General features: G+C 73.4%; 18 protein-coding genes. 13 read left to right on the top strand and 5 right to left on the bottom strand.

The window, feature by feature from the left end; all coding sequences use genetic code 11:
• Positions 1–36: 36 nt before the first annotated feature.
• From AB0J33_RS16290 to AB0J33_RS16270, 5 genes are all read left to right on the top strand, one after another.
• Complete coding sequence (locus AB0J33_RS16290; RefSeq protein ID WP_363614208.1) at positions 37–1,212, top strand: cysteine desulfurase family protein; 1,176 nt, start codon at positions 37–39, stop codon at positions 1,210–1,212.
• A 290-nt stretch (positions 1,213–1,502) separates the two neighbouring features.
• Positions 1,503–2,576: a tRNA 2-thiouridine(34) synthase MnmA gene (mnmA, locus tag AB0J33_RS16285; RefSeq protein WP_363614206.1), complete on the top strand. Its 1,074-nt coding sequence runs from the start codon at positions 1,503–1,505 to the stop codon at positions 2,574–2,576.
• 37 nt (positions 2,577–2,613) lie between these two features.
• A complete protein-coding gene (locus tag AB0J33_RS16280; protein WP_363614204.1) occupies positions 2,614–3,618 on the top strand; it encodes a methionine synthase in 1,005 nt (334 codons plus the stop codon).
• 36 nt (positions 3,619–3,654) lie between these two features.
• Complete coding sequence (locus tag AB0J33_RS16275) at positions 3,655–4,020, top strand: VOC family protein (protein WP_363614202.1); 366 nt, start codon at positions 3,655–3,657, stop codon at positions 4,018–4,020.
• A gap of 27 nt (positions 4,021–4,047) precedes the next feature.
• The gene (locus tag AB0J33_RS16270; RefSeq protein ID WP_363614200.1) at positions 4,048–5,061 is read left to right on the top strand and encodes an ADP-ribosylglycohydrolase family protein; all 1,014 of its coding nucleotides are present in this window, start codon (positions 4,048–4,050) and stop codon (positions 5,059–5,061) included.
• A 173-nt stretch (positions 5,062–5,234) separates the two neighbouring features.
• On the opposite strand, the gene AB0J33_RS16265 is transcribed toward AB0J33_RS16270, so the two are convergent.
• Positions 5,235–5,834, bottom strand: coding sequence for a type II toxin-antitoxin system PemK/MazF family toxin (locus tag AB0J33_RS16265; RefSeq protein WP_363614198.1), 600 nt, complete (start codon positions 5,832–5,834; stop codon positions 5,235–5,237).
• A 170-nt stretch (positions 5,835–6,004) separates the two neighbouring features.
• Here AB0J33_RS16265 and ligA point away from each other — a divergent pair, with 170 nt between their 5' ends.
• From ligA to AB0J33_RS16235, 6 genes are all read left to right on the top strand, one after another.
• Positions 6,005–8,140, top strand: a complete 2,136-nt coding sequence (gene ligA, locus AB0J33_RS16260; RefSeq protein ID WP_363614196.1) for an NAD-dependent DNA ligase LigA — start codon at positions 6,005–6,007, stop codon at positions 8,138–8,140.
• Between the two features lie 157 nt (positions 8,141–8,297).
• A complete protein-coding gene (locus AB0J33_RS16255; RefSeq protein ID WP_363614194.1) occupies positions 8,298–10,931 on the top strand; it encodes an EAL domain-containing protein in 2,634 nt (877 codons plus the stop codon).
• A 146-nt stretch (positions 10,932–11,077) separates the two neighbouring features.
• Entirely contained in the window at positions 11,078–11,383 is a 306-nt protein-coding gene (gene gatC / locus AB0J33_RS16250; protein ID WP_007456314.1) for an Asp-tRNA(Asn)/Glu-tRNA(Gln) amidotransferase subunit GatC, read from the top strand.
• Between the two features lie 156 nt (positions 11,384–11,539).
• Complete coding sequence (gene gatA / locus AB0J33_RS16245; RefSeq protein ID WP_363614191.1) at positions 11,540–13,033, top strand: Asp-tRNA(Asn)/Glu-tRNA(Gln) amidotransferase subunit GatA; 1,494 nt, start codon at positions 11,540–11,542, stop codon at positions 13,031–13,033.
• A gap of 13 nt (positions 13,034–13,046) precedes the next feature.
• Positions 13,047–14,546 (top strand): Asp-tRNA(Asn)/Glu-tRNA(Gln) amidotransferase subunit GatB, encoded by a 1,500-nt coding sequence (gene gatB, locus AB0J33_RS16240; protein WP_363614189.1) that lies wholly within the window; start codon positions 13,047–13,049, stop codon positions 14,544–14,546.
• A gap of 120 nt (positions 14,547–14,666) precedes the next feature.
• Complete coding sequence (locus tag AB0J33_RS16235) at positions 14,667–17,024, top strand: pyruvate dehydrogenase (RefSeq protein ID WP_363614187.1); 2,358 nt, start codon at positions 14,667–14,669, stop codon at positions 17,022–17,024.
• Between the two features lie 33 nt (positions 17,025–17,057).
• Here AB0J33_RS16235 and AB0J33_RS16230 read toward each other — a convergent pair whose 3' ends face one another.
• From AB0J33_RS16230 to AB0J33_RS16220, 3 genes are all read right to left on the bottom strand, one after another.
• Positions 17,058–18,662, bottom strand: a complete 1,605-nt coding sequence (locus AB0J33_RS16230) for a metallophosphoesterase (protein WP_363614185.1) — start codon at positions 18,660–18,662, stop codon at positions 17,058–17,060.
• Between the two features lie 60 nt (positions 18,663–18,722).
• The gene (locus AB0J33_RS16225; protein ID WP_363614183.1) at positions 18,723–19,895 is read right to left on the bottom strand and encodes a PQQ-dependent sugar dehydrogenase; all 1,173 of its coding nucleotides are present in this window, start codon (positions 19,893–19,895) and stop codon (positions 18,723–18,725) included.
• A gap of 82 nt (positions 19,896–19,977) precedes the next feature.
• Positions 19,978–21,795, bottom strand: coding sequence for a GAF domain-containing SpoIIE family protein phosphatase (locus AB0J33_RS16220; RefSeq protein WP_363614181.1), 1,818 nt, complete (start codon positions 21,793–21,795; stop codon positions 19,978–19,980).
• A gap of 187 nt (positions 21,796–21,982) precedes the next feature.
• Here AB0J33_RS16220 and AB0J33_RS16215 point away from each other — a divergent pair, with 187 nt between their 5' ends.
• Positions 21,983–22,909, top strand: a complete 927-nt coding sequence (locus AB0J33_RS16215; protein ID WP_363614179.1) for a 2-hydroxyacid dehydrogenase — start codon at positions 21,983–21,985, stop codon at positions 22,907–22,909.
• Here the strand turns inward: AB0J33_RS16215 and AB0J33_RS16210 are convergent.
• Positions 22,903–23,295 (bottom strand): PH domain-containing protein, encoded by a 393-nt coding sequence (locus AB0J33_RS16210; RefSeq protein WP_363614177.1) that lies wholly within the window; start codon positions 23,293–23,295, stop codon positions 22,903–22,905. The two genes, AB0J33_RS16215 and AB0J33_RS16210, sit on opposite strands and share 7 nt — an antisense overlap.
• Positions 23,296–23,512: 217 nt before the next feature.
• On the opposite strand from AB0J33_RS16210, the gene AB0J33_RS16205 reads away from it, so the two are divergent.
• Positions 23,513–25,897 carry a GGDEF domain-containing phosphodiesterase gene (locus tag AB0J33_RS16205; protein ID WP_363614175.1) on the top strand — a complete coding sequence of 795 codons (2,385 nt, stop codon included), beginning with the start codon at positions 23,513–23,515 and terminating at the stop codon, positions 25,895–25,897.
• The last annotated feature ends 3 nt before the right edge of the window (positions 25,898–25,900 follow it).

The following is a 25,900-nucleotide window of genomic DNA, read 5'->3' as shown; positions in this document are numbered from 1 at the left end:
CCGGTCGCCAACGTGTCGGCCGTACGCTGAACGACGATGGCTTACCTGGATCACGCGGCGACGACTCCGATGCTCGACGAGGCTCTGGAGGCGTACGTCGCTACCGCCCGCGAGGTCGGCAACGCGTCCTCCCTGCACGCGGCGGGTCGCCGTGCCCGCCGCCGGGTCGAAGAGTCCCGCGAACGGGTGGCCGCCGTGCTGGGAGCCCGGCCCTCAGAGGTGATCTTCACGGGTGGTGGCACGGAAAGCGACAACCTCGCCGTCAAGGGCATCTTCTGGGCCCGCCGGGGCACCGGACCGGACCGCCGCCGGGTGGTCTCCAGCGCCATCGAGCACCACGCGGTGCTGGACGCGGTCGACTGGCTCGCCCAGCACGAGGGCGCCGAGGTCGGCTGGCTGCCGGTGGACGCCCTCGGTCGGCTCGACCCGCAGTCCCTGCGCGCCGAGTTGGCCACGCACGCCGACCGGGTGGCCGTGGTCACCGCGATGTGGGCGAACAACGAGGTGGGCACCGTCCAACCGGTTGCCGAGCTGGCCGCCGTCGCCGCCGAACACGGCGTGCCGTTCCACACCGACGCCATCCAGGCGGTCGGTCAGGTGCCCGTCGACTTCGGGGCCAGCGGGGTCGCCGCGCTGACCGTCACCGGGCACAAGTTGGGCGGCCCGACCGGCGTGGGCGCGCTGCTGCTCGCCCGGGACGTGCCGGCCACACCGCTGCTGCACGGTGGCGGCCAGGAACGCGACATCCGCTCCGGCACGCTGGACACCGCCGGCATCGTCGCCTTCGCGGTCGCGGTGGAGACGGCCGTGAAGGGCCAGCAGGAGTACGCGGCCCGGGTGGCCGCCCTTCGCGACGACCTGATCGAGCGGGTCCGGCACGCGGTACCCGAGGTGATCTACAACGGGGACCCGATCGACCGGTTGCCCGGCAACGCGCACTTCTCCTTCCCCGGCTGCGAGGGCGACGCGCTGCTGCTGCTGCTCGACGCGCAGGGAATCGCCTGCTCGACGGGCTCGGCCTGCTCGGCCGGCGTGGCCCAGCCCTCGCACGTCCTGCTCGCGATGGGCGCCGACGACGATCGCGCCCGCTCCTCGCTGCGCTTCACCCTGGGCCACACCAGCACCCAGGCCGACATCGACTCTCTCATCGCGGCCCTCCCCGCGGCGGTAGACCGAGCCCGCCGAGCCGCAGCCCTCCGAACCCCCCGCTAGCCCCACCCCCACCCCCGCCCCCACCCCCGCCCCCACCCCCGCGCCCCACCCCCGTTGGCGTCGATCATGGAGTTGTGGTGCCTGAAAAATGGCGAACAGTGGCTTTTGTTGCCCACCACAACTCCATGATCGACGCCGTCGTGGGGCGATGCCGTCCGTGGATCGACGCCGTCGTGGGGCGATGCCGTTCATGGATCGACGCCGTCGTGGGGTTGTCGCGGTTGCTTTGCGCCCTGGCGGGGGCGTGCGGGGTGGGTGGGTAGGCTGGTCGCGGGGAAGGGAGTGCGTCGGTGAGGGTTCTGGCGGCGATGTCGGGTGGGGTTGACTCGGCCGTGGCGGCGGCGCGGGCGGTGCAGGCCGGGCATGAGGTGACCGGCGTGCACCTGGCGCTGGCCCGCAACCCGCAGACCTACCGGACGGGGGCGCGCGGCTGCTGCACCCTTGAGGATTCCCGGGACGCCCGGCGGGCGGCCGACGTGATCGGCATTCCGTTCTACGTGTGGGACATGGCCGACCGCTTCCACGAGGACGTGGTCGACGACTTCGTCGCCGAGTACGCCGCCGGTCGCACCCCGAACCCCTGCCTGCGTTGCAACGAGAAGATCAAGTTTGCGGCGGTGCTGGATCGGGCGGTGGCCCTGGGCTTCGACGCGGTGGTGACCGGGCACCACGCCCGCCTGGGCGCGGACGGGCTGCTGCGGCGCAGCGTCGACCTGGCCAAGGACCAGTCGTACGTGCTCGCCGTGCTCACCCGCGAGCAACTCGACCGGTCGATCTTCCCGCTCGGCGACTCCACCAAGGCGCAGGTCCGCGCGGAGGCCGCCGAGCGTGGCCTGGCGGTTGCCGACAAGCCGGACTCGCACGACATCTGCTTCATCGCCGACGGGGACACCCGCGGCTTCCTGGCCGGCCGACTCGGTGAGGCGCCCGGCGACGTGGTGGACGCGAGCACCGGAGCGGTCGTCGGCAGTCACAGCGGCGCGTACGCGTACACGGTGGGGCAGCGTCGTGGGCTGCACCTGGACCGGCCCGCCCCGGACGGCCGGCCGCGCTATGTGCTCTCCATCACGCCGAAGACCAACACGGTGACCGTCGGCCCGGCCGAGGCGCTGGAGGTGTCCGACGTGCACGCCGTACGACCCGTGTGGACCGGCGGCGCCCGCCCGGACGCACCCGTCGAGTGCGAGGTGCAGTTGCGCGCGCACGGCGACGTGGTGCCGGCGACCGTCGCCCTCGACGGTGACCGGCTGCACGCCGAGCTGCGCCGACCGGTGCGCGGCGTCGCCGCCGGTCAGGCCGTGGTGGCTTACCGGCCGGACCCGGCCGGCGACGTGGTCCTCGGCTCCGCGACCATCACCGGCTGACCGCACGGCCTGGGTGCTCGCGGGATAGCCTTCGGCCGTGACAGATCAGGCGTGGCCCTGGCCGGCCGGCGCGGCAACCGGAATTGGTTCGCTGCCCGGCACCGACATCGGCGAGGCTCAGCGGGTGGTCCTCGGTGAGCTTCCCGAGCTGCCCCACCTGCCCGAGCTGCCGGCCCGTGGCCCCGGCGCGGACATGATCGGCCGGTCCGCCGGGCTGCTCGTCGAACTGCCCGTCGAGGTGTACGCGGGGCGGTGGCGGGTCGCCCCCCGCCCCGGGCGTGACCTGCGCCGGGCCCGTGACCTGATGGAACGCGACCTGGACCAGCTCGCCGAGCAGGCCGAGGGGTACGCCGGGCCGATCAAGGTGCAGGCCGCCGGGCCGCTCACGCTGGCCGCCTTCCTGGAGTTGCCGATCGGTGGCCGACTGTTGCGCGATCCCGGTGCGGTCCGCGACCTGACCGGCTCCCTCGCCGAAGGGCTGCGCGCGCACGTCGCGGCGGTCGCCCGTCGGCTGCCCCAGGCGTCGGTCCTGCTGCAACTGGACGAACCGTCCCTGCCGACCGTGCTGGCCGGGCGGGTACCGACCGAGAGCGGGCTGGGCGCGTACCGGGCGGTCGAGTCGGTGGACGCCGCCGCGCTGCTCCGCACGATCGTGGAGGCGGTCGGCGTGCCGACGGTGGTGCACTGTTGCGCCCCGGACGTGCCGCTGGAGCTGATCCGCTCCACCGGCGCCGTCGCGGTCGCCCTCGACCTGGACCTCGTCACCAGGCTCGACCCGCTGGGCGAGGCGATCGACGCCGGCCTCGGGCTGTTGGCCGGGGCCGCGCCGACCCGGCCGCCGTCGGCCGGTGGCGCGCCGACCTCCGCGCAGATCGCCGACCGGGTACGCCAGGTCTGGGACCGCCTCGGCTTTCCCCGTCGGCAGCTCGCCGAGCAGGTGGTGGTCACCCCGGCCTGCGGCCTCGCCGGTGCCACCCCGGAGTACGCGCGGGCGGTGCTCGCCGCGTGCCGGGACGCCGGCCGGCGGCTCGCCGAGGTGTGAGGTTTCCTGTCGTAGCCGGTGGGCAGGATGACGGTCATGATTGGACAGCTGCGTTCAGTGGTGATCGACTGCCCGGATCCGCGGGCGTTGGCGGCGTTCTACGCCGAGCTGCTCGGCGTACCCCTCGCCGAGGGTGACTCCGACGACGACTGGGTGGTGCTGGGTGGCCCGCCCGGTCACCAGCCGCGGCTCGCCTTCCAGCGGGCGCTCAACCTTCGGCCGCCGGCCTGGCCGGACCCGGAGCGGCCCCAGCAGTTCCACCTCGACGTGACGGTGGACGACATCGAGGCCGGCGAGAAGGCCGTGCTGGCGCTCGGGGCTCGGCGGCTGCCGGGGGAGGGCGAGGGCTTCCGGGTCTACGCCGATCCGGCCGGCCACCCGTTCTGCCTCTGTTGGGACTGAGCCCGCGGTGGGTTGCGGCGGCCGGGCATGATGGCCGCCGTGATCCACACCTCCGCGCTGCGCGCCTCCGGCTCGCTCTTCGGCCTCGCCTACGGTGACGCGCTGGGCAAGCCGACCGAGTTCCTGACCGTCGCCGAGATCGAGCGCCGGTACGGCCCGACCGGTCCACGTGAGCTGTCCGGCGCGCCGGCTCTGGTCACCGACGACACCCAGATGGCGCTGGCGGTGGGTTGGGCGTTGCACGAGGCGCCGTCGTTCCGGCCGGAGGCGGTGGAGCCGCTGCTGCGGCGACGTTTCCTGGCCTGGGCGGTCAGCCCGGACAACAACCGTGCCCCGGGGATGACCTGCCTGCGCGCCTGCGCCGAGCTGAGCCGTGGGGTGCGCTGGCAGGAGGCGACGGTGGTCGGCTCGAAGGGCTGCGGGGCCAACATGCGGGTCACCCCGGTCGGGTTGCTCGACGTGGATCTGGACACGCTCGCCGGGTTGGCCCAGTTGCAGGCCGGGTTGACCCACGGCCACGCGACCGGGCTGGCCGCCAGCGAGCTCACCGCGTACGCGGTCTTCGCGCTGCGCAGGGGTGTTCCGCTGTCCGAGCTTCCCGCGGTGCTCACCGAGCGGGCACTGGGCCAGCGGTTGGTCTACCGGGAGCGGTGGCTGGGAGACCTCTGGCGGCACGCCGGTTCGCGGTCTCCCGAGGAGTTCATCGCCCAGGGCTGGGACGAGTGCCTGGCGGTGCTGCGCCGGCTGACCAACACCCTGGCGCGGCCGGACGACGGCGGTGACCCGTGCCAGGCCACCGGCGAGGGTTGGGTGGCCGAGGAGGCGCTGGCCACCGCGCTGCTCTGCGCCGTACGGCACGCCGACGATCCGGTCGCGGCACTGACCCGGGGCGCGACCACCGCCGGCGACTCCGACTCGATCGCCGCCCTGGCCGGTGCGTTCGTGGGCGCGGCGGTCGGCATGACCGCCTGGCCGCGCGAGTGGGCCGACCGCATCGAGTACGCGGACCAGTTGGCGACGCTCGGCGCGGCCTGGGACTGACCCGGCGCGGCTTCGGGCTGACCCGGCGCGGCTTCGGGCTGGCCCGGCGGGCCGGACATGCATGATCAACTCGGGCTCCTGCAAACCGGGGCATCCGGAAGTTCAGGACCCCGCGACTTTCAGGAACGCGAGTCGATCACGGGCGGCGGCCGGCCACCAGGAGGTCGGGGCGGTCAGGAGGTCGGGAGGTGGCGCAGGCTGCGGACCTGTCGCCACAGGTCGGCGTCGCAGCGGCCGGCGTGGTCGGCGAAGGCGGCCGAGGTGAGTCGGATCGGCTCGGTCAGGCTGAGGTAGCTGTCGTGCTCCGCGCCGGGGTCCCAGTCCCGGGTGGGGATCCGGACGTGGTCGTCCCGGTCGCTCTTGTCCTGGCTGGTGATCTTCAGGACGTCGGCGCCCCGGGAGTCGGCCCGCAGCACCAGACACGGACGCACCTTCGACCCGCTGCCGTCGGCGTACGGCACGTCGGCCCACCAGATCTCACCGGGCGCCGGGGTGCCGTCGTGCCGGGCGGTGTCGCCGGATCGAGGTCTGGCAGACGGCCGATCCGTGCCACGCGGTCGGGGCGGGGCAGGGCGGCGACCACCGGAACGGGTCGTGGCGCCGCGATCCGGGCGGGTGCCCGAGGGGCGCGTCGACACCCGGTGCCGCCAGCTGTTCCACGCCCAGCCAGCGGCCACGGCCAGCAGGATCGCCGCAGCCCAGAGCAGTGCCTCGGGCATGCTCACCTCCGCCTCCAGCGGCCCACCGGCCGCATCGTCCAGCGATCCTCGCACGCCAGGACCCGTGCCGCCCGACGCCCACACCGCCGTCCAGTGCCGCCCGACGACGCGGTTGAGGGCGACGCCGCTCCCGGCGCGGGCGGGCAACGGATTGTCCCACCGGCCCGATACCGTGCCGGAGTAGCGTGATCAGGGAGGTCGCAGGCGTGTCCGAAGGTGGCGGTGTGTCCGAGGAGCAGATCGGTCAGCAGGTCAGCCCGGCGCAGGAGGCGGCGGCCGGGGCTGAGCCGCCGCCGCAGGTCAGGGAGCGGCATGCCACGCTCAGTCAGGAGCTGACCGAGCACCAGTACCGCTACTACGTGTTGGACACGCCGACCATCCCCGACGCCGACTTCGACCGGCAGTTGCGCGAGTTGGAGGCACTGGAGGCGGAGTTCCCGGCGCTGCGGACGCCCGATTCGCCGACCCAGCGGGTGGGCGGCACGTTCTCGACCGACTTCACGCCGGTCACCCATGCCGAGCGGATGCTCTCGCTCGACAACGCCTTCGCCGACGAGGAGTTGGCGGCCTGGGCCGAGCGCGTCGAACGGGACGCGGGCGGCCCGGTGCCCTACCTGTGTGAGCTGAAGGTCGACGGCCTGGCGATCAACCTGACCTACGAGAACGGCCGGTTGGTCCGGGCGGCCACCCGGGGTGACGGCCGCACCGGCGAGGACGTCACCGCAAACGTGCGCAGCATCCGGGACGTGCCCGGTCAGCTCGCCCCATCCGGCGAATTCCCGGACATTCCCGCGCTGCTGGAGGTGCGGGGCGAGATCTACTTCCCGGTCGCCGGGTTCGCCGATCTCAACGCCGGTCTGGTGGAGCAGGGCAAGGCGCCCTTCGCCAACCCCCGCAACGCTGCCGCCGGCAGCCTCCGGCAGAAGGATCCGCGGGTCACCGCCTCCCGGCCGCTGCGCCTGGTGGTGCACGGCATCGGCGCCCGCCGTGGGTTCCGGCCCACGGCGCAGTCCGAGTCGTACGCGGCGCTCAAGTCGTGGGGGTTGCCGACCAGCGACCGGTGGCGTGTCGTCCCGGACCTGGCCGGCGTGGCTGAATACATCGCCTACTACGCCGAGCACCGGCACGACGTCGAGCACGAGATCGACGGGGTGGTGGTCAAGGTCGACCCGGTCTCCATCCAGGGTCGGCTCGGGTCGACCAGCCGAGCCCCACGCTGGGCGATCGCCTTCAAGTACCCGCCGGAGGAGGTCACCACCAAGCTGCTCGACATCGACGTCAACGTGGGGCGTACCGGCCGGGTCACCCCGTTCGCCGTGCTTGAGCCGGTGCTGGTGGCCGGGTCCACGGTTGCGCTCGCCACCCTGCACAACGCCCGCGAGGTGGAGCGCAAGGGCGTGTTGATCGGCGACACGGTGGTGGTGCGCAAGGCCGGCGACGTCATTCCCGAGGTGCTGGGCCCGGTGGTCGACCTGCGCCCCGCCGACGCCCGGCCGTTCGTCATGCCGACCAGTTGTCCCGCCTGCGGCACCCCGCTCGCGCCCTCGAAGGAGGGCGACGTCGACATCCGTTGCCCCAACACCCGCAGTTGCCCGGCCCAGTTGCGGGAGCGGGTGTTCCACCTCGCCGGCCGGGGCGCGTTCGACATCGAGGTGCTCGGTTACAAGGGCGCCGCCGCCCTGCTCGACGCGGAGATCATCAGCGATGAGGGTGACCTCTTCCAGCTCGACGCCGAGCAGTTGTCCCGATCGCCGTTCTTCGTCAACAAGGACGGCAGCCTGGGCAGCAACGCCACCAAGTTGTTGGACAATCTCGCCGTCGCCCGGGAACGGGACCTGTGGCGGGTGCTGGTGGCGCTCTCCATCCGGCACGTCGGCCCGACCGCCGCCCAGGCGCTGGCCCGGCACTTCCGCTCGATGGACGCCATCGACGCGGCCACCGAGGAGGAGCTGTCCTCGGTCGACGGGGTGGGCCCGACCATCGCGGCCAGCATCCGGGAGTGGTTCGCGGTGGACTGGCACCGCGAGGTCGTTCGCAAGTGGGCCGAGGCCGGCGTCCGGATGGCCGAGGAGGCGGTCGACGAGGGGCCGCGCCCGTTGGAGGGGTTGACCGTGGTGGTGACTGGCACGCTCGCCGGTTTCTCCCGGGACCAGGCCGCCGAGGCCGTGCAGAGCCGGGGCGGCAAGATCAGCGGGTCGGTCTCCAAGAAGACGAGCTTCGTGGTGGTGGGGGACAACCCCGGTTCCAAGGCCGACAAGGCCGCCAGTCTCAAGGTGCCGGTGCTCGACGAGGACGGGTTCCAGCTCCTACTGGACGAGGGACCGGACGCGGCGCGGGGCGTCGCCCAGCTCGGCGGCTGACCTCGCTGGCGGCGGTGCGCGGCGACTGGCCGCGTATACCAACTTAATTACGACTACGACCGATTCGTGACTGTCATACCGGGAAACTGGGTGCCGAGGGCGTTTCATTGGGTCACGGTGTGCGCACGGGCATGCCGATGGTCGGTCGGGAGGTGTGGTGGAGGTCGCCGACCCACGCAACTCGCTTCCCGCGGGGCGGGTCGCGCCGTTCGCCGCCTTCGTCGTCGGCATCCTGCTGGTCGCCGCGCTGACCGCCGCCGTTCCACTGGCGACGCTCCCCGGTGAGCTGTCCGAGCTGCCGGTGGCGTTCTGGACGATGGCCGCGCTCGCCGTGTTCTGCGACGCGCGTCCGTTCGTTCCGCCGGGCCGCCGGCAGACGTCCGCGGTGTTCCCGTCCACCTGCTTCACGTTCGCCATCCTGCTCGGCTGGGGCCTCGGCCCGGCGGTCGTGGTGCAGGCGGTCGGGGTGGTCGTCTCGGGCTGGCGGATGCGGCACGCCGCCTGGCGCACGGCGTTCAACGTCGGCCAGTACGCGTGCGCCCTCGCCGCCGCGTACGGGGTGATCAGCCTCGGGTCGGGCACCATCTTCTCCGGCGGGCGGCTGCACTGGACCGACGTGGCCGCCGTCGGCGGCGCCGCGCTGGCCTGGTTCGTCGTCAACTACGGGCTGGTCAGCTGGGCGGTGCGGCTACGTTTCGGCGACCGCTGGTGGCCGACCCTGCGCCAGGGTCTCGGCTTCGAGTTGCTCTCCACCGGTTCGCTGCTGCTGCTCGCCCCGGTGCTGGTCGCCGCCGCGCAGGTCAGCGCCGCGCTGATCCCGCTGGTGCTGGTGCCGCTCTTCGCCGTCTACCGGATGGCGCGGCTGACCAACGAACAGGAGCACCTCGCCGCCGCGGACCCGCTGACCGGGCTGCCCAACCGCAAGGCCCTCCTGGCCGAGGTGGCCGAGCAGGTGCACGTGCATGCCGACCGGACCGCCCGCGGTGAAGCGAACGGGCAGCTGGCGCTGCTGCTGATCGACCTGGACCGGTTCAAGAACGTCAACGACGCCCTCGGGCACGCCGTGGGTGACCGGCTGCTGGTCGAGGTCAGCGCCCGGCTCACCGACGTGCAGCCCCGGCCGCAGATGATCGCCCGGCTCGGCGGCGACGAGTTCGCCATCGTGATGACCGGGCTGACGGACGTCGGTCAGGCACGGGAGTTGGCCGACCGGGTGGTCGAGGCGCTGGCCGAGCCGGTGCCACTGGACGGGCTGCCGTTGGACGTGGGCGGGTCGATCGGGATCGCGCTCTTCCCCGAGCACGGCGAGGACTTCGCCACCCTGATGCGCCACGCCGACGTGGCGATGTACGACGCCAAGCACCGCAACGACACAGTGGCCGTCTACGCCCCCGAGTCCGACCACAACTCCGCGGAACGGCTGGGCCTCCTCGCCGACCTGCGGCGCGTGCTGGAGGCCAGCCCACTGGTCGAGGTGCCGTTCGACGCCGAGCCGGCAGGTCAGGGCCACGGCGAGGGCGAGAGCGCGGCTGCGCAGGCGGACGGGAACGGCCGGCACGGTGTGCCTGGCGACGCCGAGCGGGCGGCGGACGTACCCCTCGTCGAGTCGGCGGAGGTGCGCGGCGGCGACGGGGCGGCGCTGCCCGCCGCGGCGCCGGGCCAGCCCAAAGCGGCGGCGGACCCAGCGGTCAACATGGCGCCGCCGGGCGGTGGCCGGTGGTGGGCGCGTCGTCGGCGTACCGATGCCGAGCTGGCGCACGCCGACGAGTTGATCAACCAGATCGCCACCGGGGCCGACCCGATCCGGGGCCGCAACACCCGTGCCACGGTGACCGGTGCCCGTCCCGTCCCGGTCCGCGAGCGGCGCGCCGGCGGCGGGAAGGGCCGGCGGTCCCCGAACGGGAGCGCGGTGGGCAACGGCCGCCCGGGGGCGCGGCGGGACATCGGCCCGGGACGCCCGGCCGGGTCGACCGGGTGGGCGCACGCGGACGGTGCGCCGGTCGACGACGCTGGCGAGATCACCATGTACTACCAGCCGCAGATCGCCATCGCGACGGGTGAGGTGGTCGGTGTCGAGGCCCTGCTGCGGTGGCGGCACCCCCGACGGGGCATGGTCGACCCGGAGGAACTCATCCGGGTCGCCGAGCAGAGCGCCGTGATGCGACTGCTCACCCGTCGCGTCGTCGACGACGTGGTGGATCAGCTCGCCAAGTGGTCGGCGGCCGGCATCGGCCTGCGGGCGGCGCTGAACGTGAGCGTGCGCGACCTGCACACCGGCGAGATCGCCGACCAGATCGCCGACCGGCTGGCCCGCTACGGGGTGCCGGCCGAGCGGCTACAGGTCGAGATCACCGAAGGCGCGTTGATGGCCGACCCGCGCCGGGTGCTGGCCACCATCTCCCGGCTGCACCGGATCGGGGTGGCCATCGCGCTCGACGACTTCGGCACGGGCTACTCCTCCCTGCAGCACCTGCGCCGCCTGCCGCTGTCCGAGGTGAAGGTGGACCGGTCGTTCGTCCTCGGCATGGCCGACGACGCCGACGACGCGGCGATCGTCCGGTCGATGATCGAGCTGGCGGGCGCTCTGGGGCTGCGGGTGGTCGCCGAGGGTGTCGAGGACGAACGCACCTGGCGGATGCTGCACGCCGCCGGCTGCGACGCCGCTCAGGGCTGGTTCTACGCTCGGCCGATGCCGGCCGAGGAGTTGGCCACCTGGCTGGCCCGGTACCGGCCGGTTCGCCCGACCGGCGGGCCAGCCCAGCCGGACGTCGCCCGCCGCCCCACCCGCTGACCCCCGTACGAGGGCCGGCGGAGGGGGAGTCGAGGACGCGGCACCGGAGCGGAACAATAGACTCGCTCCGGTCACCGCGTGTCACGCTCCACCCGTCGCGCGGCCGGCACACCGCCCGACCAGCAGGATTTCAGAAGGGGGCACGGATGGCCGCCATCTCCCGCGAGGAGGTCGCGCACCTGGCGCGCCTGTCGCGGCTCGCCGTCACCGAGGAGGAGCTGGACACGTTCGCCGGCCAGCTCGACGTGATCCTCCAGGCGGTCGCCCAGGTCGGCGAGGTCGCCGCCGCGGACATCCCGCCGACCTCGCACTCGGTGCCGCTGACCAACATCTTCCGCGAGGACGTCGTCACGCCGTGCCTGACCCCGCAGGAAGCGCTGTCGGGCGCGCCCGACGCCGAGGACCAGCGGTTCCGCGTACCGCGGATCCTGACCGAGGATGTGGCCTCATGAGCGAGCGTCAGCGAGCGAATCGGCGGTGCAGGGCCGTGGTGTCTCATGGCGTCGTGGAGCGAAGCGGAGTGACGGCATGAGCGAGCGTCAGCGAGCGAGTCGGCGGTGCAGGGCCGTGGTGTCTCATGGCGTCGTGGAGCGAAGCGGAGTGACGGCATGAGCGAGCTGGCCGGCAAGAGCGATTTGATCAGCATGACCGCGACGGAGATCGCGGCCCTGGTCGCCGGGGGCGAGACCTCGGCCGTCGAGGTGACCCAGGCGCATCTGGACCGGATCGCCGCGGTCGACGACCGGGTGCACGCGTTCCTGCACGTCGACAGCGACGGCGCGCTCGCCGCGGCCCGCGCGGTGGACGAGCGCCGCGCCGCCGGCGAGGTGCTGGGCCCCCTGGCGGGTGTGCCGGTGGCGGTCAAGGACGTGCTCGCCACCCGAGGCGTGCCGACCACCGTGGGATCGAAGATCCTGGAGGGCTGGCGTCCGCCGTACGACGCGACGATCGTGCAGCGGCTGCGGGAGGCCGGCACGGTGATGCTCGGCAAGACCAACATGGACGAGTTCGCGATGGGCTCCTCCACCGAATACTCGGCGTACGGGCCGACGCACAACCCGTGGGACCTGAGCCGGATCCCCGGTGGCTCGGGTGGTGGCAGCGCCGCCGCGCTGGCCGCGTACGAGGCGCCGCTGGCGATCGGCTCGGACACCGGCGGCTCGATCCGCCAGCCCGGTGCGGTCACCGGCACGGTGGGTGCGAAACCCACTTACGGCGGCACCTCCCGGTACGGGCTGGTGGCCTTCTCCTCGTCGCTGGACACCCCCGGCCCGTGTGCCCGTACGGTGCTCGACGCGGCCCTGCTGCACCAGGTGATCGGCGGGCACGACCCGCGTGACTCCACCTCGATCCCGCAGCCGGTGCCGGATGTGGTGGCGGCGGCGAAGCTCGGCGCGACCGGCGACCTGACCGGTGTACGGCTCGGCATCGTGAGCGAGTTCGTCGGCGAGGGCGCCGAGCCGGGCGTGATGGCCGCGTTCCGTGAGTCGGTCGACGCCCTCGCGAAGCTGGGCGCGGAGATCGTCGAGGTGTCCTGCCCGACGTTCGCGTACGCGCTGCCGGCGTACTACCTGATCGCCCCGAGCGAGTGCTCCTCCAACCTGGCCCGGTTCGACGGCGTCCGGTTCGGCCTGCGGGTCGGCGACGACGGCAACCGGTCCCTCGAAGAGGTCATGTCGTTGACCCGGGAGGCCGGCTTCGGCCCGGAGGTCAAGCGCCGCATCATGATCGGCACGTACGCGCTGTCGTCGGGTTACTACGACGCGTACTACGGGCAGGCGCAGAAGGTCCGGACGTTGATCACCCGGGATTTCACCGCCGCGTTCGAGCGGGTCGACGCGCTGATCTCCCCGACCACCCCGTCGGTGGCGTTCCCGATGGGCGCGCGGACCGCCGACCCGTACCAGATGTACCTGGCCGACCTGTACACGATCCCGACGAACCTGTACGGCGGGCCGGGCATCTCGGTGCCCTGCGGGCTCTCCGAGGGGCTGCCGGTCGGTCTTCAGGTGATGGCCCCGACGATGGCCGACGACCGGATGTACCGGGTCGCCGCCGCGTTGGAGTCGGCCGTCGGCACGTTCACTCCACCGGCACTGTGAGGCAGGAGCCCCGATGACCACGACACTGCCCGCGTACGACGAGGTCGTTGCGCGCTTCGAACCGGTGATCGGCCTGGAGACCCACGTCGAGCTGGGCACGAACACCAAGATGTTCTGTGGTTGCCCGACCGACTTCGGTGGCGAGCCGAACACCCGGGTGTGCCCGGTGTGCCTGGGCCTGCCCGGCTCGTTGCCGGTGGCCAACAAGGCGGCCATCGAGGCGATCATCCGGATCGGTCTGGCGTTGAACTGCTCGATCGCCGAGTGGTGCCGGTTCGCCCGGAAGAACTACTTCTACCCGGACATGCCGAAGAACTTCCAGATCAGCCAGTACGACGAGCCGATCTGCGTCGACGGTTACCTGGACGTCGAGGTGGGCGGCGAGACGGTACGGATCGAGATCGAGCGGGTGCACCTCGAGGAGGACACCGGCAAGACGTTGCACGTCGGTGGGGCCACCGGCCGCATCCACGGCGCGACGGAGTCGCTCGTCGACTACAACCGGGCCGGTATCCCGCTGGTCGAGATCGTCACCAAGCCGATCACGGGCACCGGCGCGCTCGCCCCCGAGGTGGCCCGCGCGTACGTCGCCGAGCTGCGGGACGTGATCCGTACCCTCGGCGTCTCCGACGTGCGGATGGAGGAGGGTTCGCTGCGCTGTGACGTGAACACCTCCCTCAACCTGCCGGGCGAGGAGTGGGGCACCCGCACCGAGACCAAGAACGTCAACTCGCTGCGGTCGGTGGAGCGGGCGGTCCGCTCGGAGATGCTGCGGCAGGCGTCGGTGCTGGACGCGGGCGGTCGGATCACCCAGGAGACCCGGCACTTCCACGAGGACACCGGCGACACCACCCCGGGTCGCTCGAAGGAGACGGCCACCGACTACCGGTACTTCCCGGAGCCGGACCTGGTGCCGATCGCCCCGGACCCGGCGTGGGTCGCCGAGCTGAAGGCCGCCCTGCCGGAGCTGCCCCGGGTGCACCGGCGTCGGCTCCAGGAGCAGTGGGGCCTGTCCGACCTGGACATGCAGTCGGTGCTGAACGCCGGCGCGGTCGAGCTGATCGAGGCCACCGTGGCCGCCGGCACCACCCCGGCGGCGGCCCGCAAGTGGTGGCTGGGTGAGTTGTCCCGCCGGGCCAACGAGAGCGGCGTGGAGCTGGCCGAGGTCGGCGCCACTCCCGCCCAGGTCGCCGAGTTGCAGGGGCTGGTCGACGCCGGCAAGCTCAACGACAAGATGGCCCGCACGGTGTTGGAGGGCGTGGTCGACGGCGAGGGCTCGCCAACCGAGATCATGACCAGCCGGGGCCTGGAGGTCGTGTCGGACACCGGCGCGCTCACCGCGGCCGTGGACGAGGCGATCGCCGCGAACCCCGGCATCGCCGACAAGATCCGCAGTGGCAAGGTCGCGGCGGTCGGGGCGCTGGTCGGCGCGGTCATGAAGACCACCCGGGGCCAGGCCGACGCGAAGACGCTGCGGGAGCTGATCCTGGAACGCCTCGGCGTCCAGGGCTGACCCATCCTCGGAGCAGGCCGCCGCCGCGACCCGGCGGCGGCCTTCCGCCCCCCTGTCGATTACGCGGCCACCCCGCACCCCTCGTGAGGGCGTCAACGGCGACGCCTGGATGGAGCCACCGTGACCCAGCACGACCTCGATGTCCTCGACGAGATCCAGCGCCGGGTGCTCTGGCTCGCCACCCGGATCGTGGACGCCGCCAACCACGACCGTCCCACCGGCGACGGTGTGAAGGTCGGCGGCCACCAGGCGTCCAGCGCGTCCCTGGTCACGGCGATGACCGCGCTCTGGTTCGCGCACCTGGACGCCGAGGACCGGGTCGCGGTGAAGCCGCACGCGTCCCCGGTGTTCCACGCCATCCAGTACCTGCTCGGCAACCTGGACCGCTCCTACCTGCCCCGACTGCGGGCCCGGGGCGGCCTCCAGTCGTACCCGTCGCGCACCAAGGACCCGGACGAGGTGGACTTCTCCACCGGTTCGGTCGGCCTGGGCGCGGCGGCGCCGCTGTTCGCCGCCGCCACCCGGCGGTACGTCGACGCGCACTTCGGGGCCCGCCCGCACTCCCGGTTCGTGGCGCTCATCGGTGACGCCGAGCTGGACGAGGGCAACATCTGGGAGGCGGTGGCCGACCCGGCGACCATCGGGCTGGGCAACGTGATGTGGCTCGTCGACTTCAACCGCCAGTCGCTGGACCGGGTCGTTCCCGGCATCCGGATCAACCAGTGGCGGGGTCAGTTCGAGGCGGCCGGCTGGCACGTCGTGGAGGTCAAGTACGGCCGGCGGCTCGCCGAGGCGTACGCCCGGCCGGGTGGCGAGGCGTTGCGGGACTGGATCGACGCGATGCCCAACGAGCAGTACCAGTCGCTGTTCGGGCTGGACGGTCCGGTGCTGCGCAAGCAGTTCCTGGACGGCGCGCCGGCCGGCATCGACGAGCTGATCGCCCACGTCGACGACGAGCAGTTGGGCCCGCTCGTCACCGACCTGGGCGGGCACGACCTTCAGGCGATGCTCGACGCGTACGCCCAGTGCGACGCGGTCACCGACCGGCCCAGCGTCGTCTTCGCGTACACCGTGAAGGGTTGGGGTCTGCCCATCGCCGGCAATCCGCGCAACCACTCCGCGCTGCTCAGCCCCGAGCAGGTCGACACGCTGCGCGCCGCGCACGGGTTGACCGCCGAGACCGAGTGGGACCGCCTCGACCCGGCGTCACCCGCCGGGATCCGGGCCGGCGCCCGCCGCGAGGCGCTGTCGCGCGCGCCGCGCGAGCGCGCGTTGGGGGTCACCGTTCCGGAGAGCACGGGAGTACGCGCCAACAAGCCGATCTCCACGCAGGAGGTCTTCGGTCGGGTGCTGGTGGACCTGGCGCGGGACCGGGAGGTGGGCCGCTACCTGGTCACCACGGCCCCGGATGTGGCCACCTCCACCAACCTGGCCGGGTTCATCAACAAGACCGGGGTGTTCGCCCCCACCGAGCAGCGTTCCTGGACCGAGGACCGGATGCTGCGCTGGACGGAGAGCCCAGCCGGGCAGCACATCGAGCTGGGCATCTCGGAGATGAACCTGTTCCTGCTGCTCGGTCAGCTCGGGCTCTCCTGGGACCTGTCCGGGCAGCCGCTGCTGCCGGTGGGCACGGTCTACGACCCGTTCGTGCTGCGCGGCCTCGACGCGTTCCTGTACGGCACGTACTCCGGCTCCCGGTTCGTGGTGGCCGGCACCCCGTCCGGCATCACCCTCGCCCCGGAGGGCGGCGCCCACCAGTCCACCATCACCGCGTCGGTCGGTCTGGAGCTGCCCGGGGTGACCTTCGTCGAGCCGGCGTACGCGGCCACCCTCGACTGGCTGCTCTGCGACGCGCTCGGGCAGATCGCCGGCGGGTCGTCCCCGGCGACGACCGCCGCACCGGCCGAGGACGGCGCGTACTACTTCCGGTTGAGCACCCGACCGCTGGACCAGGCGCCGTTCGAGGCGGCTCGGGCGCGGCTCGGCGACGCGGTGCTGCGGCGACAGGTGGTCGCCGGGGCGTACCGGCTGGTCGACGCGCACCAGGCCCACCCGCATCTGGTCGACGCCCCGGTGGTGCAGCTGGCCGCCTCCGGCGCGGTGCTGCCCGAGGTGCTGGCCGCCGCGGCGGAGCTGGCCGACGAGGGCATCGCCGCGCACGTGGTGGACGTGACGTCGCTGGACCGGCTCTACCGGGCCTGGCAGCGCACCCTGCGTCAGGGCGTACGGACGGCCACGGTGCCCAGTGTGCCGGGCGCGTTGCGGTCCGCGTTCGCCGATCGCGTGCCGGTGGTGACCGTGCACGACGCCGCGTCGCACGCGATGGCGTGGCTCGGTTCGGCGGTCGGAGCCCCGGCGGTGCCGCTCGGGGTGGACGAGTTCGGCCAGTCCGGCAGCGTCGCGGAGCTGTACGAACTGCACGACCTGCTGCCCGGCAGCATCGTCAACGCCGCCTTGGCCGCCATCGCCCTGCGCTGACCCGTCCGCGCCCGTCGGGGCGCCGACGTCGGCTCAGCCGGTCGGCGTGGGCGTGGGGGTGACGGGCGCACCGTCGGTCGGGGTGGGGGAGACCGAGGCGGTCGCGCCGGCGGTCGGGTTCTCCACCACGCGTCGTTCGAGGTTGACCTGGGCCTGGCCGGTCCCGCCGACGGTGATGGTGTCGTACGCCTGGAGCATCTTCTGCTGGTCGAAGTAGAGCACGCTCATCGACAGGGGGGTGGGCTTCTCGCCCTCCAGGCCGCGCAGCCCGGCGCCGCCGGTGGAGCCCTCCACCATCAGCGTGGTGGGCTGCTGCCCGGGTGCCTGCGGCAGCTTGGAGATCTGCCGGGCGTGGGTGTGCCCGGCCAGCACCAGCGGGCAGGTGCCGGCGAGCGGCCCGGCCGACGCCGGATCGTGCACGAGTGCGATGTTGACCGGTCGCGGTGAGCTGCGGACCGTCGCGGCGAGCTGGTCACCGGCCCCGATCACCTGGTCGGCCACTTGCTGGGTCAACCCGCTGCCGGCGGGGGAGGTGTTCTTGTCCGGGGTGAAACGTGGGTCGCCGATGCCGGCGATGGTCAGCCCGGCGACCGTCGTCGTCGTGTTGTTCAACACGATCGCGTTCGGCTGACGGGCCACCGCGGCGGCGGTCTTGCCGGAGTCGTGGTTGCCCCGGATGAAGACGTACGGCTTCTTCAGCAGGCCGATCGAGGCGACGAAGGACGCCTCCGGTTCGCTGCCCCAGTCGGTGATGTCCCCGGTGTCGATGACCACGTCGATGCCGAACTGCTCCACCACCGTCCGGATCAGCTGCCAGCCGGTCGGGTTGAGGTGCATGTCGGAGACGTGCAGCACCCGGGTGGTGCCCGGGGTCGGCTCCAGCAGCGGAAGCGCCGAGACGGTGGTGTAGAGCTGGCTGACGTTGCCGACCAGGCGTTGCAGCTGTTCGGCGTACTTGGTGTAGTCGTTGGCGATCCGGCGGGCGTCACCGACGATGGCCGGCGCGTTGACCAGCAGCCCCTCGTAGCGTGGCTCCTCGATCGCCTGCGGGCGCAGGGTGGCCGCCGCCGTGCCGAGGCTGCCGGCGGTGACCAGCAGCGCCAGCCCGCCCGCCCAGGCGGTCCGCCGGACGTTGCGGAAGATCAACCCGGCCAGGACCAGGGTGACCAGCACCGACGCGCCGAGGGTACGCAGGCCGAGGCGCATCACCCCGGATCGGACGTCCTCCACGGCACTCTGGCTGGCCCGGCTGATGCTGGCCGGGTCGTCGATCAGCGCCTCGGTGCGCCCCTGGTCGAGCGCGCCCAGCCGGACGGTGAGGTGGGTCGGCCCGTCGTGGCTGTCGAGCAGCAGCGCGCCCAGCGGCGGGATGTCGACGGTGGTGCCGCCGTCCCGGGCCGGGGAGATGCTGAGGTTGGCCCGGAACGGGCCGATGTCGGTGCTCACCTGGCCGCCGGCCAGCACCCCGAGCACCGCCCCGCCCAGGGCCACGGCGAGGACGGCGACGATCAGCCCGACGCGGCGCAGCGGGCCGGCGGCAGCGGCCCGCCAACCCGTCGGGCGCGACCGATCGCCGCCGGTCACCGGGTCGTCCCGGTCATCGGCGTCGTCGTGCCGCTCGTCGCGTTGCCCGTCCATGCTGAAAGTCTGACCTGCCCACCTAAAGATCTTGGCAAACCTGAACCGATGGTGACGAACTCAGCTGCGCCCGCCGTCACCGCCCGCGAAGACCACCCGCAGCAGCCGGTCGTCGTCGCCCGCAGGGTTGCCTCGCCCGTCGTGGTTGGAGGTGCTCACCCAGAGTGACCCGTCCGGTGCCGCCGCCACCGCGCGTAACCGGCCGTACCGATTGGTGAGTAGCTCACTGGGCTGACCGAGCAGCGTACCGGTATCAGTCAGCTCCATCACCCAGAGGCGCTTGCCGCGCAGGCAGCCGGTGACCAGCAGCCGGTCCACGGCGGCCAGACCGGAGCAGGACGCGTCCGACGTCCCCCACTGCGTGATCGGGTCGGTGAACCGCTTGTCGCCGGCTTTCCCCTCGACCTCCGGCCAGCCGTAGTTGCCGCCCTTGCTGATCTGGTTGATCTCGTCCCAGGTGTTCTGGCCGAACTCGACGGCGTACATCCGCTTGGCGGCGTCCCAGGCGAAACCCTGCACGTTGCGGTGCCCCAGCGACCACACCGGGGAGTTGGGGTACGGGTTGCCGGCGGCGGGCTTGCCGTCCGGGGTGATCCGCAGGATCTTGCCGCCCAGGCTCTTCACGTCCTGGGAGTTGGGACGCTCGCCGGCGTCACCCGTGCTGACGTAGAGCTGCCCGTCCGGGCCGAAGCCCAGCCCACCACCGTTGTGCACGTTGGCCTTGGGGATGCCGGTGAGGATCGGGGTGGGCTGCCCGCCGAGTCGCAGCCGGGCGACCCGGTTGTCCTGCTCGGCCGTGTAGTAGACGAACACCGTCCGGTCGCGGGCGTAGGCCGGGGAGACGGCGATGCCGAGCAGCCCGCCCTCGCCGGCCGCGGCCACGTCGGGAATGGTCTGCACCGGGCGGACCCGCAGGCCGTCGGGCCCGGACTCGGGCCCGACCTGCAAGATCCGGCCGTTGTCGCGTTCGGTGACCAGCGCGCCGCCGTCCGGCAGGAAGGCGATGGCCCAGGGCACCCGCAGACCCTTGGCGAGCACGGTCGCCACCGCCTGCTGGCCGGCACCGCCGGGGCCCGCCGACGCGGACGGGGTGGGCAGGTTGGGCGGCTCGCCGGCCGGGTCGGGCTCCGGCTCGCCGAAGCTGCAACCGGCGGTGAACAGCAGCGCCGCGCAGGACGCCGCGAGGGCCACCCGGAGGCGGCGGATGCGAGGGTACGGGGGACGGGCGCTCACCCGGCCCAGGGTAGCCCGCCGCGCGGCCCGGCCGGGCCCGTCGAGATCCAACGGGTGCCGACGGACCCGGCTCGGTGGGCGCTCAGCGGGCCCGTACGGCCAGCAGCGCGGTGTCGTCCTCACGGTGGCGGATCGAGGCGAGCAGCAGGTCGCACAGCTCGTCGAGGGGCATCGTGTCGGTGCCAGCCAACCGGCCCACCAGCTCGGCCAACCCGTCGTCGATGGAGCGGTCCCGCCGTTCGATCAGCCCGTCGGTGTAGAGCAGCAGGGTGTCGCCGCTGGCCAGGCTGGTCGACTGGCTGCTCCGCAGCGACGGGCGGGCCAGGCCGAGCAGCGGCTCCGGCGTCGCCTCCAGGACCTCGACCGCCCCGCCCACCCGGACCACCAGGGCCGGCGGATGCCCGGCGTTGGACCAGGTCATCTCGTGCACCCCGGCGCGCTGCGGACAGATCCGCACCAGCGTCGCGGTGGCGGCGATCGGCAGCCGCAGACCACGGATGGCGCCGTCCAGGTCGCTCAGCAACGCCCCGACCGCGTCCGGCCGGCCGAAGGCGTTGCCCCGTACCAGGTTGCGCAGCTGGCCCATGGTCGCCGCGGCCTCGATGTCGTGCCCGGCCACGTCCCCGATCGCCGCGATCACGTCGCCGTCGGGCTGGACGAACGCGTCGTACCAGTCACCGCCCACCTCCACCCGGTCGGCCGCCGGCTGGTAGCGGGCCGTCAACTCCAGCTCCGCCAGCACCGGCAGCCGGGGCAGCATGCTGTGTTGCAGCACCTCGGCGACGTGCCGCTGCTCGCCGTACATCGAGCTGTTGCCGACGGCCTGTCCGGCCCGACGGCCGATGTCGACCGCGGTGAGCAGGTCCCGGTCGTCGAACTGCTGACGTTGGCCGCCGTTGACGAGGGTGATCGCCCCCAGCACCGTGCCGCCGACGCCCCGCACCGGCACGCTCAGGTAGGAGGCGATGCCCAGCCGGCTGGCGATGGAGGCCATCTCCGGGTAGGTGGTGCCGCGCGTCACGTCGGCCAGGGACGCCACGCTGCCGAGCCGGGGCTGGCCGGTCCGGAGCACCGCTCGGATGGTCGACTCGGGGCTCAGTCCGGTGCGCAGCAGCTCGCCGAAGCGGTCGACGTCCGCCGCGCGGGCCGGATCCCGGTGCACCGAGACCACCTCGCGGGGCAGCCCGGTCGGCCCGATCAGGGTGAGCAGGCACCAGTCGGCGAGCAGCGGGACCATGGTGGCGGCGAGTCGGCGCAGCGCGGTGCCCACGTCCAGCGTGCCGGCCAGGGTCTCACTCACCCCGGCCAGCAACTCCAACCGTTCGTGGGCCTGCACGGCCCGCCGCCGCGCCTCCTGCGCGCCGTCCAGCGCGATCCGCAGCCGTAACTCCGACGAGCAGGCGGCGGCCAGATCGGCCAGGGTCCGCAGCTGCGCCGCCGTCCAGGCGCGGGGCTTGCTGTCGATGGCGCAGAGCGAGCCGAGCACCCGGCCGGAGAGGTCGGTCAGCGGCATCCCCGCGTACGCCACCACGCCCAGGTCGTCGATGGCCAGGTTGTCGCGCACCCGGGGATAGAGCCGGGCGTCCGGCAGCACCATCGGCACCTCGATGTCCACCACGTGCTGACAGAACGAGTGGCTCAGCGGGGTCTGCCGGCGTTCCGACCAGGGCTCCGGCAGGCCGACCGCGCCCGGAAAGAACTGCCGGTCGGCGGAGACCAGCGAGACCAGCGCGACCGGCACGTCCAACAGGTCGCTGACCAGCCGGGCGAACCGGTCGAACGCCTCGTCCGGGGCGGCGTCCAGCCCGGTGTCGGCGAGCGCGCGCAACCGCGCCGGGTCGCCGAGCACCGAAGGTGGCGCGATCGCACGCCGGGCGGAGGCGGGGGAGCCGTCGGTCATCGAGCACCTGTCTGCCGGGGCGGAGGCGGACCGGGCCCTCCGACCCTTCGTTATACCTCGTCCGGTGCGGCGTCGGACATTCGCGTGCTGAGTCTCGCCCGCCCCCGTCCGTGTCACCATCCCCCGGAACGCCGGTTCGCCGCCGCGCCCGCGCCGGCCCCGGCGTCGGGGACTATCGTCGGCGGACGTGAAGGTATGGATTCCGCAGCAGGCCGGCCTGAACCTCCTGGGCGAGCTGCCCCCGGGCGTGACCGTGGAGGTGTTCGAGCACGCCGACCGGATGCCGTCCGAGCCGGCCGACGTCCGCGTCTGGGTGCCGCCGTTCCTGGGTGGCTCGGACGCGACGGCGCTGCTGGGTGAGCTGCCCGACGTCGCGGTGGTGCAGTTGCTCTCCGCCGGGGCGGACGCCTGGGCCGGCCGGACACCGCCGACCGTCACGCTCTGCGATGCCCGGGGCGTGCACGACCCCTCCACCGCCGAGTGGGTCGTCACCGCGATCCTCACCCAGTTGCGGGCCTTCCCGGCGTTCGTCCGCGCGCAGGCCGAGCGGCGCTGGGCGTACGCGGACCACACCCCGACCGACGAGCTGACCGGCAAGCGGGTGCTCATCGTCGGCGCCGGTTCGATCGGTGCCGCAGTGCGCGACCGGCTCGCCCCCTTCGACGTGAGCTTCACCCTGGTCGCCCGGACGGCCCGCCCCGAGCAGGGGGTGCACGCCGTCGAGGAGTTGCCCCGGCTGCTGCCCCACGCGGACGTGGTGGTGGTGCTGGTGCCGCTCACCGACCAGACCCGTGGCCTGATCGACAAGGCGTTCCTGGCCGCGATGCCGGACGGGGCGCTGCTGGTCAACGCCGCCCGGGGGCCGGTGGCGCAGACCGAGGCGCTGGTCGCCGAGTTGGGCACCGGTCGGATCTCGGCGGCGTTGGACGTCACCGACCCGGAGCCGCTGCCCGCCGACTCCCCGCTCTGGGCCATGCCGAACGTGCTGCTCACCCCGCACGTGGCCGGGTCGGTGCGCGGCCTGCTGCCGCGGGCCTACCGGCTGGTCGGCGACCAGGTGCGCCGGTTCGCCGCCGGGCAGCCGCTGATCAACACGGTCGTCGACGGCTACTGACCCGGTGCGTCCGCCGCGTCCTGGGGCAACGTCTGCCCGGTCGCCGCGACCAGCCGGGGCAGGTCTGTTCCACGGACGGCCGGCAGGGTGACCTGCTGGCCGTCGTCGAGCCGGGCGACCGCCCGTCCGCGCTGGTCGGTGGTCAGCTCCAGGATCTGCTCCCAGCCGATCCGACGTTGCCCGGCCAGCGCCCGCAGGCGCAGCTCCCGCGCGTCGGCCTCGGTGCCGGCCCGCCAGGCCCACACCGCGACGGCGAGCGGGACGATCAGCACCGGCAACAGGTAGGCCCGGGCGCTGGCCAGCGGCAGGGCGCCGACGAAGGCGATGATCGCGGCCACCAGGATGGCTTGGTTGTACCGGAAGCGGATCGTGTCGGGCTTACTCACCCTCCGATGATCCCACTGCCGGTCGGTCCGGCTGGCGGCGGGCGGTGCCAGCAGCCCCTGGTAGGCCGTACAGTGACACGGGTCGTTGTCTCCTCCGAGTGACCGACAAGTAACCAATCCGGCCGTCCATCGTTGCCAATCGTGGGTAGCGGACCCGCAACGTCCGATGTCCCGCACCGCCGCACCGCCCCCGTGCCCCCTCACGAAGGCGACCGCCGTGCTCCTCGCGTACCCGTTCCGCGTCCTCGTCCCCCGCCGTGCGGCGCCGGAGGCCGCCACGTCCCTGGCGGTGGCGCTGCTCCTCCTCGCCGGTGCCGCCGATCTGGCCCCGACCCCGGTGGTGATCGCGCTGGCCGCCGGCGCCGGCGCCACGCTCGCCGGGCTGCGACTCTCTCGACTGGCCACCCGGCGCGACACCGACCCGACCCCGAGGGCGGCGGGCGTGCTGCTCGACGCGGCGGTGGTGGCGGCCGGTCTCACCGCCGTCGTGCTGCCCCTGGCCGACCTCGGGCACACCCTCGCCGTGCTGCTCGGGTCGGTGGTCGTGGCGGCTCTCTCGGTGGCCGGTCTGTGCCGTCTGCCCGGTCGAACCCGGCCGGCGGCCGGGCGGCGACTGCGCTGGCTGGTCGAGTCGACCGGTCCGGCGGTCGGGCTGGCCCTGGCCGGTTGGCTGCTGCTGCCCCACGACGGCCGGTCGGCCCCGGTTCGGCTGGTCGCCGCGTTGACGCTCGGCGTGCTGGGCATGGCCGCGCTGAACGCGTTGGCGGGGCCACGGCGGCGCTCGGGCGAAGCGCTCTGCCGGGGTGGCGTCCTGCTCACCCTGGGTGGGCTGGTGCTGCTGGCCACCCTGCCGCCCGCACCGGGCGGGCGGGTGGCCCTGCTTGCCGTACCCCCGTTGGTGTTCGGGATGTTGCTGATGGCGGTCGGTGCGGCGGACGCCGCGGACGACCCGGAGCCGGCGGAGCCGGTCGCCGCGGCCTGGCCCCGGTCGGTGCTTCCCGCGGCGGTGCTGCTGCTGGCGTCCGGTCTGCACCTGGGGGCCGGCCGCGTACCCGATCGGACGAGCGTGCTGCTGGCCCTCGCGGCGGTGCCGCCCCTGGTGCTGCGCGAGCTGCTGCGTGCCGGGGACACGTCCCCGTCCGCTCGGCGGGCCGCTCATCGCCGGGCGACCGGCAGCGCGGTCCGGCACCGCCGGGCGGCGCCGGCACGCTGGCTGGGCACGCCGGAGCCGCCGCCCGCAACGCCCGAGCGGGGCTCTCCCGGCGGCCGGGAGGGCGCGGCCACCGGGATCGGGGTCGGTTCGACCTGGTCGCCCGACGACAACCCCGGGTGGTCGGCGTTCGGTCGGCGACCCGGTGTGGGAAGCGGCACCCCCGGCGACCGGGCCGCACTGTTGGACGCCCTCGCCGCGATCGGCGACGTTCCCGTGCCGACCGGCGCGTTGCTGCTGGTGGACCTGCACGGCACCGACGGGCTCGGCCCGACCGCGCGGGAGGACGTGCTGGCCGAGGCGGTGCACCGGGCTCGCGCGGTCATCGCCCCCGACGATCTGGTCACCGGCTGCACGGGTACCGGTTTCGCGGTGGTCACCGCCGCCGGCCCGGTGCTGGCGTACGCGCTGGGCACCCGACTGTTGGGCGCGCTCGGTCCGCCGTACCGGCTGGCCGGCGCCATGCTGCGGGTGCAGACCAGCATCGGGTTGGCCGAGGTGAGCGGCGCCGGGCCGGCGGACGTGCTCCGGCAGGCCGAGTTGGCCCGACGACGGGCCGTGCAGCTGGGCCGGGACCGCGTGGAGTGGTACGACGCGTTCCTGGAGGAACAACTGGTGCGCAGGCTCGACCTGGAGCGCGAGTTGCCCGGCGCGGTGGCGCGCGGCGAGCTGGATCTCGTCTACCAGCCGGTGGTCGACCTGGCCGACGGGCAACCGGTGGGCGCGGAGGCGCTGCTGCGTTGGCGTAGCCCGGTGCTCGGCACGGTGCTTCCGGCCGAGTTGTTGCCGGTCGCCGAGGACCTGGACCTGGTCGGCGAGTTGGAGTGGTGGGTGCTGGACCGGGCCTGCCGGCAGTTGTCCGACTGGTCGGTGGGCGTCCGGGAGCTGTGGATGGCGGTCAACGTGACGACCCGGGAGCTGACCACCCCCGACTTCGTCCAGCGGCTCGCGGCCGTGCTGGCCGCGTACGGGGTGCCGCCGGAACGGCTGGTGGTGGAGGTGAGCGAGCCGAGGGTCGCCGGTGACCTGCCGACGGTGGTGGCTCGGCTGGCCGGGCTCCGGTCGCTGGGCGTACGCACCGCGCTCGACGATTTCCGGGCCGAGCACGCCTCGCTGGCCCAGCTGCGCCGGCTGCCGATCGACCTGCTGAAGGTGGGCCCGGAGTTGGTGGGCGCACGACCGGACGGGCAGCCACCCCTGATCGACGTGGTGGTCAACGTCGGCGAGCGGTTGGGCGTCGAAATCGTCGCCGAGGAGTTGGAGTCGTCGACCCAGGTCGAGGGGGCCCGCCGGGGCGGTTGCCGGTACGGGCAGGGGTTCGCGCTGGCCCGCCCGGCGACGGCCGAACGGGTCGAGGCGTACTTCGAGGAGTTTCCCTCAGCATCCCGCTGAACC

The sequence above is a fragment of the Micromonospora sp. NPDC049645 genome, from assembly GCF_040675155.1.
Taxonomy (GTDB): Bacteria; Actinomycetota; Actinomycetes; order Mycobacteriales; family Micromonosporaceae; genus Micromonospora.
The sequence above is the reverse complement of the archived record's forward strand: the minus strand, read 5'-3'. Positions and strand labels throughout refer to the sequence as shown.